The organism is Lacticaseibacillus jixianensis (assembly GCF_003946485.1).
GTDB lineage: Bacteria > Bacillota > Bacilli > Lactobacillales > Lactobacillaceae > Lacticaseibacillus > Lacticaseibacillus jixianensis.
In genome coordinates, this window is the sequence record NZ_RHOJ01000042.1 from 1 (window position 1) to 7,857 (window position 7,857).

At 58.3% G+C, this 7,857-nt stretch carries 8 protein-coding genes; 4 read left to right on the plus strand and 4 right to left on the minus strand.

The window, feature by feature from the left end; all coding sequences use genetic code 11:
- Positions 1–104: 104 nt before the first annotated feature.
- The 3 genes from EKM85_RS11265 to EKM85_RS11275 are packed head-to-tail and all read right to left on the minus strand — an operon-like array spanning position 105 to position 2,968.
- Positions 105–563, minus strand: a complete 459-nt coding sequence (locus EKM85_RS11265; RefSeq protein ID WP_125586941.1) for a GNAT family N-acetyltransferase — start codon at positions 561–563, stop codon at positions 105–107.
- A 13-nt stretch (positions 564–576) separates the two neighbouring features.
- Positions 577–1,794 carry a tRNA uracil 4-sulfurtransferase ThiI gene (gene thiI / locus EKM85_RS11270; protein ID WP_125586943.1) on the minus strand — a complete coding sequence of 406 codons (1,218 nt, stop codon included), beginning with the start codon at positions 1,792–1,794 and terminating at the stop codon, positions 577–579.
- Positions 1,795–1,813: 19 nt separating this feature from the next.
- Complete coding sequence (locus EKM85_RS11275; protein WP_125586945.1) at positions 1,814–2,968, minus strand: cysteine desulfurase family protein; 1,155 nt, start codon at positions 2,966–2,968, stop codon at positions 1,814–1,816.
- A 167-nt stretch (positions 2,969–3,135) separates the two neighbouring features.
- On the opposite strand from EKM85_RS11275, the gene EKM85_RS11280 reads away from it, so the two are divergent.
- A complete protein-coding gene (locus EKM85_RS11280; RefSeq protein WP_125586947.1) occupies positions 3,136–3,600 on the plus strand; it encodes an RNA polymerase sigma factor in 465 nt (154 codons plus the stop codon).
- A complete protein-coding gene (locus EKM85_RS11285) occupies positions 3,594–4,505 on the plus strand; it encodes a sigma factor regulator N-terminal domain-containing protein (RefSeq protein WP_164510764.1) in 912 nt (303 codons plus the stop codon). The genes EKM85_RS11280 and EKM85_RS11285 overlap by 7 nt, the downstream gene beginning before the upstream one ends.
- A gap of 56 nt (positions 4,506–4,561) precedes the next feature.
- Here EKM85_RS11285 and ezrA read toward each other — a convergent pair whose 3' ends face one another.
- Positions 4,562–6,265, minus strand: coding sequence for a septation ring formation regulator EzrA (gene ezrA, locus EKM85_RS11290; protein ID WP_125586951.1), 1,704 nt, complete (start codon positions 6,263–6,265; stop codon positions 4,562–4,564).
- Positions 6,266–6,449: 184 nt separating this feature from the next.
- On the opposite strand from ezrA, the gene EKM85_RS11295 reads away from it, so the two are divergent.
- Positions 6,450–6,932, plus strand: coding sequence for a GAF domain-containing protein (locus EKM85_RS11295; protein WP_125586953.1), 483 nt, complete (start codon positions 6,450–6,452; stop codon positions 6,930–6,932).
- A 174-nt stretch (positions 6,933–7,106) separates the two neighbouring features.
- Positions 7,107–7,718 (plus strand): 30S ribosomal protein S4, encoded by a 612-nt coding sequence (rpsD, locus tag EKM85_RS11300; RefSeq protein WP_125586955.1) that lies wholly within the window; start codon positions 7,107–7,109, stop codon positions 7,716–7,718.
- Positions 7,719–7,857: the final 139 nt, after the last annotated feature.

Genomic DNA, 7,857 nt, shown 5'->3' on the forward strand with positions numbered 1-7,857 from the left:
TAGTATACCTGTATTTTTTTGAGATTTCGAGTAAGTGTATTTAGTGTACTCAAAATCAAGTTCTGTTTCATATAAAAGGCCGTCTTCGCAGACGACCCTTCGGCTTACTGATCTAACTGCATCTTCACGAAGGTCACTGGTGTCCCATACGCATCGGCTTCGCGGGTGCCCATTTCTTTGAAGCCCAGGGCCTCATATAAGTGGCGGGCGCGGGCGTTGAAGGCGGCGACCTCAAGGGTGATGGGGCCGGCGTAGTGATAACGCTGGCGGCCAAACGCGATGCCGTCCTGGACGAACCCCCGGCCGCGGCCGGCGCCGGTGTATTCAGGCGCCAGGCCCAGACCGATCTCCATGACCCCCTCTGGGAAAGAATACTCGTACATTCCGATCAGCGCATCCCCATCCAAGGCAGAGTAGTAGTCGTCCCCGTCTTCGGCAAAGATCTCGTCCATCTCAGCGGCGTGCTCGGCCGCTGGAATATTGTAGAACTCATATGGGGCCGCGTAGGTCCATTCAAGGTAAGCCTTGGCCTCGGGCCGGTTCATGTAGCGGATCTCTGTCATCGCGGTCTCCTTTTTACAGCAGCTCGGAGATCATGTCCTGGTCCTGATTCATGAACTCATCGGAGGACTTGATCTCGGTGATCTTCACGCCATCCAGTGCCCGCTGCATCAAGCCTTCAACGTCGAGCCGGCTTTCGTAGTAGCGCGTCTTTTCCAAGTTTGGCTTGGTTTTAGGGGACGGTGGGGCGAAAATCGTGCAGCAGTCTTCAAACGGCATGATCGACAAATCGTACGTGTCGATGTCCTGGGCAACCTTGATGATCTCCGTTTTATCCATCGTGGCGACCGGCCGGATGATCGGCAGCGTGGTCACGTCGTTGATGGCGACCATGCTTTCGAGCGTCTGGGACGCGACTTGGCCGATCGACTCGCCGTTGACGATGGCTAGACCGCCGCGCTGGGCTGCCAACGCCGCCGTCAGCCGCAGCATCAGCCGGCGCTGCACCGTCATCAGGTACCCTTCCGGCACGGTGGCCTTGATGGTTTCCTGGATCTCGGTGAACGGCACCTGAATGAACTTGATGTAGCCGGCGTACGGTGCCAGCTTGGTGGTCAGCTGCTTCGCCTTGTTCAACGCCGAATCCGACGTATAAGGCGGGCTGAAAAAGTGAACCATTTCCAGGTCGACACCGCGCTTCAATGCGTAATACCCCGCCACCGGTGAATCAATCCCACCGGACAGCATCAGCATCGCCTTGCCGGCCGTCCCCACGGGCATGCCCAGCGCACCCTTGATGGTCTGGTTGGACAGGTAAATGGCCTCTCGCCGCACTTCCACGCGCAGGATGTAATCCGGATGGTACATCTGCACCTTAAGGTCCGGGCGCTGGTCAACGAGAAAGTCCCCGATGTTAAGGTTCATCTCGTTGGTGTCGAGCGCAAACGTATGGTCCGACCGGCGCGTGTTGACCTTGTAGCTGGCCCCCTGGGGCACCGTTTCGTTCATCAGGTCGAGCACGGCCTGGTGCACCGCGGCCATGTCCTTTGCCACTTTGACCGAAGGCGAGTAGGTCTGGATGCCAAACACCTTGGCCAGGCGGGCCATCACGGCCTTGGCGTCCTCACCGTTCAGCTCGATGTGAAGGCGGTCGCGCTTCGGCCGGATGGTCAGATCAGGGAATTCGTGCAGCGCCTTGGTGACGTTGCCGTGGAGCCGGCCGATGAAGGCCTGGCGGTTCTTGCCCTTGGTGGACAGTTCCCCGTAGCGCACCATGATTTCAGAATAGTTCACAGAATTTTTCCTCCAATAATTAAGCAGTCGGCATCAGTTTGGTAAAGCCCGCGTAGATCTGGTCGAACGCCTGGTTGAAGGCCTGCGCCTCCGCCAGCGTGTTGTACTCGTCCAGGCTCACCCGCACGGCCGAGGTCGCGATGCTGTCATCCACGTGCATGGCGGCCAAAGTGGAGCTCTCGGTGCCCTTCTTGCTGGAGCAGGCCGAGGTCGTTGAGATGTAAATGTCGTGCGGCTCGAAGGCGTGGACGATGGTCTCGCCGCGCACGCCGGCAATGGCGAACGTCAGGATGTGCGGGGCAAAATCCGGCGTCAGCTGTGAGAACATGGTCACGTTCGTCAGCTGGCTGACGTGATCGTAAATCGCCTTGCGAATCGCCTGCTGGTGCGCTACCTTCTGGTCCTCGTCGGTCAACAGCAGCCGCAGCGCCTTCGCCATCGCCGCGATGGCCGGCGTATTCTCGGTGCCGGAGCGCAGGTTGTCCTCCTGGCCGCCGCCGGTCAGCAGTGGCGCGATGTGGCGGCCTTCCTTCATATAGATAAAGCCCGTGCCGCGCGGGGCGTGGAACTTGTGGCCGGAGAAGGTCAAAAAGTCGATCCGCGGGTTGCGCAGGGACTTCATCAGCCCCTTACCAATGGCCTGAACGGCGTCAACGTGGAAGTGGATGCGCGGATAGTCCTGCAAGATCTTCGCCACGGCATCAATTGGCTGCTTGGCGCCGACCTCGTTATTCACCGCCATCACCGAGACCAAAATCGTGTCCTCGCGGATCGCCTGGCGCAGGTCTTCCGGATCGATGAACCCGCGCTTGTCGACCGGGAGGTAAGTCACCTCATAGCCGAGGTCCTCCAGCTGCTTCATCGTGTTGATCACTGCCGGGTGTTCGACCTGGGTGGTGATCAGGTGCTTGCCGAACGGCCGCTTTTCGATGGCCGTGCCCTTGATGACCCAGTTATCGCCTTCCGTGCCGCAGGACGTGAAATAGATTTCATCCGGCTTGGCATGCATCAAGTCAGCGATCTGCTTGCGGGCGCTTTGCAGGACCTCGTTGCCGCGCCCGCCGACTGCATGCAGGCTGCTGGGGTTGCCGAAGAAGTCCTCTGAGACTTTCCGGTAGGTGTCCAGCACCACCGGCAAGGCTTTGGTCGTCGCGCTATTGTCAAAATAAATCATGTTGACCATTCTTTCTTTTCGTAAGTTTAGCTGCTTGCCAGTATACCAAATATCCCAGGGAAAATGAACCATCGATGGCGGCCGGGGAAAAAATCTAGGGAAACCTGCCCTTGGCCTGTATACTTTTGGCGGGGTTCAAACGTCTTATTCAGGGAAGGAGGAGCGAGATGGCCCACTCAGAGTTCGACCAGCACCTGTTGGCACTCGGCGACCAGGTCGTCCGCCGGCTGCAAGCGCGCGGGATCCAGCGTGCCGATGCCGAAGACGCCGTGGCGACTGCCTACGAAAAGATCATTGTCCTGCTGCCCCGCCTGACCGTCCGCAACTTCGACGGCTGGTTCTACCGCATCGCCCTGAATGCATTTCTCGATGAGCTGCGCAAGCACCGCCGCGAAGCGTTGGCGGCGCACCTGCCCGAGCAGCCCGCCGGCCAGACGCCGGCGGCCACGTTCGGCGACCTGATCGCGCCTCTGCCCCCTAACCAGCGCGAACTGGTGGCGCTCAAGTACTATTACGGCTTTTCATATGAAGAAATCGCGCAGCTGCTAGGGCTGAAACCAGCCAGCGTCAAAACGATGCTGGCCCGCACCCGCAAGCAGCTGCGCCTGAAATGGGAGGATCAACAATGTTAGACAACGCATTACGCCGGGCCAAGTGGCGGCAGCGGCTGATGATGGCCGCGACTGCCGCCATCGTGGTCGTGATCATGGTGCCGCTGGGTTACGGCCTCTTAAACAAGCTGGCAGCCCGGCAAAGCAGTGCCCTGGTGGCGCAATTGAACGCTTATCACACCGTAGCTGAACCCAACGTGTCGCTCTCCTCAGAGATGCTGGCGAACAACACGAGCTTCGGCGGCAACGTCGTGACCAAAGAGTACAAGGATATCGACGGCTACATGGTGCCCTGGGGGACGTTCAGCTCCAGTTACACGAACCTGCATTGGTGGATGGACGACAGCTTCACGGTTCAAACCGTGGCCGGCGATCAGCAGAAGCCATTCAAACGTCAGGATTTTCAGCCAGGCACCTTGCAAAAAATTGCCCGCTTTTACACCGGGACCAAGGGCTTGCCCAACGAAGCCAGAACACTGGCCCAGCTGCCGAATCACGTCGGCGAAATCGCCGTCACTTTCAAGCGCGGCTACACCTACCCGGAGCTCAAGGAGATGCTGCCAAAGAACCTTAACTTACGGTGGGCCTACCTGTTCAACGACACGGCTCACGCTGCCGTTGCCGGCGACGTTGATCAGCCAAAAATCGCAGAGGCCCCGATCGGCATGGCGCTCAGCGACGGCCAAACGCCCCCAAGCCAGGTCAAGTGGTGGCGCAAGGCACTGAAGTTGCACTGGACAGGCGCCAAGGCCAATCAGGCTTACCAGTACGCGATGAAAACGCCGGCTGACCGGCTCAAATTCAAAGGCGTGATCCTGACCGGCACAACCGAACATCTCGCCAAAGTCGCCACTGCCGAGTACGTCGCGGGGACCAGCGTCGGCGTGACGGTGCCGCGCGTGCCCTACATCACCCCCCGCAAATAAGCGAAAGCAAAAAGGCGACCGCCCCGGCTGAAGTGCTGGGGTGGTCGCCTTTTTAATCAAACGAGTTCGTCGTGCTGCTGGGCGTTGTAGTCGTCGGCAACCTTCTTGTAGCTGCCCGGCTCCACCGTTTCCAAGGCCGTGGCGATGGCGTCCGCCGCGCCCTGGTAATCGTACTTGGCGTACAGCTTAGCCGCCTGCTGCATCGCCTGGGCGACCTCTTCGTGCGAGGTCTTGTAGCGGTTGGCGTACTGCATCAGTTGTTCGCACAGACCGGCCGCGCTAATGATGTCGCGGCTTTGCTGCTTGAGCTGATCGATGTCGGCAGACACGCGAATGAGGGTCTTGGCAATGGCGTCCAGGTCGATTTTGACCTGATCCATGTCATCCTTTAACTGCAGGATCTCGTCTTGAACGACCTTGAAAAAGTCGCGGTACGCTTTCGGCAAGCCCGGCAAGTCGTGCCGTGAGACCTCATAGCGCACGTCGCGCACGGCCCGCTCAAACGCCTCGACCTGCACCAGCGCCTTGCGCTCGGTTTCCCGCAGGCCGGACACGCTGGCGTTGATCGCCTGCTGCTGCTTCTCGATGGCGGTCAGGTCGCTTTTGGCCTGCGTGAACTGGGCCAGCAGCTCAGAATATACTGCCTGTTTTTGCGCGATCTGGTCGTTGGCCTGATCGAAGGCCTGGTTGATGGTGTCCAGCTGCCCCTTCAGGTCGGCCGCGTGCTTGATCTCGTCGTGGTTCAGCTGATAGGACTGGTTCAGGTGATCCAGCTCGATCGTCAGCAGGCGATTTTGCTGCATCGCGTGGTTGATGAACTGGCGCAGCTCGCGTTGCTGGTCAAGCACAGCGGCCTTGGCGTTGAGCTCTTTTTCCATCACCGCGTACAAACTGTCGATCTTGTCCGCGATGGCGGCGGTGTTGGCGGTCAGCTCGGTGACGTCCAGGCCCTTGATTTGATCTTCGGCATGCTCAACCATCGTCTGCACGGCCGCGGTGCCAGCCGCCACATCCTCAGTGAAAATAAAGTGCTGCGCCGTCAGCTGCCGGTAGCCCCCTTGAATTTCCTTCAGTTGCGCGGGAAACTCGTTGACCACCGAATTGACCAAGGGTGGCAGTTGCTTGACCTGAAGCTTCAGCGCCGCGACCGTGTTGCCCAGCTGCTTGACTGCCGCGGCAGCCTTCTGCGGATCACCAGCCAAGTTGACCTCGGTGGCATCCGTCAACCCGGCGGCGATCTGCTGCAGGCTGTCTTCTAAGGCCGGCAGGGCGTCCCCAAAGGCAAAGCTCTTCGCCAGCACCGTCTTGCGGGCCTCTTGGTAATCATGGCGCAGGGTCTTCAGGCGCTTGGCATTTGCCTCTTCGGCGGCTTTGATTGCCCCCAAGTGGTCCTCGATCTGCTTCATCGATTTCGCCGCTGCGGTCTGCACTGCGTCGATGTTGGCCAACCCGTCCTTGACCTGCCCGAAGCGGAACTGCTTGTTGGCCTGCTCGACGTCAAGCAGCGCCGTTTGCAGCTCAGTCAGCTCCCCGTCGACCAGCGCCTGGTACTTCTGCCGCCAGACCTTGAAGTCCGCCAGGCTGTCGCCCGTCAGGTTCAACTGCTGAATATTGCGCACCAGTCCCGCGACCGCGCCGGAGTCGAGCGTGGCCACCGCAGCGTCCATGTCGTGGATCTGCCGGGTGTTGTGCAGCTGATAGCCCCATACCCCCAAGGCTAAAAGCGCGATGATGATCAAAACGATGATAATCCAATTCATTTTCTCTACACCTTCCGCGCCGATGCTCGATGTTGCATTATCTGCCACTGCCACGTACACTGGCACTAATGTTTCGAGAATCGTCTTCGGTTCCTAGTATCTCAAAAACGCCGGCAATATGAAACCCTTTTAATAGGAAAAGCCGCGGCGTTTGGGACTTCGGATGTCAAAAGGAGTGCTTGATATGTCTACTATTGATCCCGTGATCGTTGCCCAAGTCGCCGCCCTGCTCGACGGCGAGCAAAATGTGATCACCAACTTAAGCAACGCCTCGGCCCTGCTGTACAACAGCATGGACCAAGTCAACTGGGCCGGCTTCTACCTTTACAGTCAGAAGGCCGACTCGCTCGACCTCGGCCCCTTCCAAGGGCAGGTCGCCTGCATGCACATCAAGCCCGGTAGCGGCGTAGTCGGTACCAGCTACGTCAAAGGTACCCCCCTGCGCGTGCCAAACGTGCACGAATTTGCCGGCCACATCGCCTGCGATGCCGCCAGCAACTCAGAGGTCGTCGTGCCGCTGAAAGTCGGCGGGACCACGGTGGGGATCATGGACATCGACTCACCGGTCCTGGACCGGTTTTCCGAAGACGATCTGAAGGTGCTGGCGGACTTCGGCGCCGCCCTTGCGAAACACCTTGACGCAGCGGCCCTTTCCGCGATATACTAGTGCGCGTGTAAAATAATGCAGCAGTGAATGGAATGGTCGGCTCCAGTTTGGCAACCGGTATCGGAGAGCTTAGTAACCGCGGCTGCAAGAGCGAACGGCTTAGCCCGACTGCCCGTGTTCTGAATTCACAATTCATTATTTTACTCCAAATAAAAATCTTGGAGGAAATATCCTATGTCTCGTTATACTGGTCCTCGCTGGAAGCAGTCCCGTCGTTTGGGGCTTAGCCTGTCCGGCACTGGTAAAGAACTTGCTCGTCGTCCGTACGCCCCTGGTGACCACGGTGCCAATAACCGCCGTAAGGTTTCCGAATACGGCCAGCAGCTCACTGAAAAGCAGAAGTTGCGTTGGATGTACGGCTTGAACGAACGCCAATTCCAGAACCTGTTTATCCGCGCCGGCAAGATCAAAGAAGGCACCCATGGTGATAACTTCATGATCCTGCTTGAGACCCGCCTCGACAACATGGTCTACCGTCTCGGTTTGGCCACCACTCGTCCGCAGGCGCGTCAGCTCGTCAACCACGGCCATGTGACCGTTGATGGCAAGCGCGTGGACATTCCTTCATACGAAGTTCAGCCTGGCCAAGTGATTGGCCTGCGCGAACGCAGCCAGAACCTGACCATCGTCGGCGAAGCCCTCGAAGCAACGGTTTCTCGTCCTGCCTACGTGACCTTCGACGATAACAAGAAGGAAGGCTCCCTTGTCCGGCTCCCTACCCGTGACGAACTGGAACCAGACATCGACGAAGCGCTGGTCGTTGAATACTACAACCAGAAGCTGTAATTCTCGATTACAATTTCATCAATGCAATAGCGAAAAAGCATTTGGCCAACTGGTCAAATGCTTTTTATATGAAACAGAACTTGATTTTGAGTACACTAAATACACTTACTCGAAATCTCAAAAAAATACAGGTATACTA

Excerpts from the sequence above, each read along its gene's own strand:
- EKM85_RS11280 (WP_125586947.1), top strand. The coding sequence starts at position 3,136 with ATGGCCCACTCAGAGTTCGACCAGCACCTGTTGGCACTCGGCGACCAG.
- EKM85_RS11285 (WP_164510764.1), top strand. The coding sequence starts at position 3,594 with ATGTTAGACAACGCATTACGCCGGGCCAAGTGGCGGCAGCGGCTGATG.
- EKM85_RS11265 (WP_125586941.1), bottom strand. The coding sequence starts at position 563 with ATGACAGAGATCCGCTACATGAACCGGCCCGAGGCCAAGGCTTACCTT.
- EKM85_RS11295 (WP_125586953.1), top strand. The coding sequence starts at position 6,450 with ATGTCTACTATTGATCCCGTGATCGTTGCCCAAGTCGCCGCCCTGCTC.
- ezrA (WP_125586951.1), bottom strand. The coding sequence starts at position 6,265 with ATGAATTGGATTATCATCGTTTTGATCATCATCGCGCTTTTAGCCTTG.
- rpsD (WP_125586955.1), top strand. The coding sequence starts at position 7,107 with ATGTCTCGTTATACTGGTCCTCGCTGGAAGCAGTCCCGTCGTTTGGGG.
- EKM85_RS11275 (WP_125586945.1), bottom strand. The coding sequence starts at position 2,968 with ATGATTTATTTTGACAATAGCGCGACGACCAAAGCCTTGCCGGTGGTG.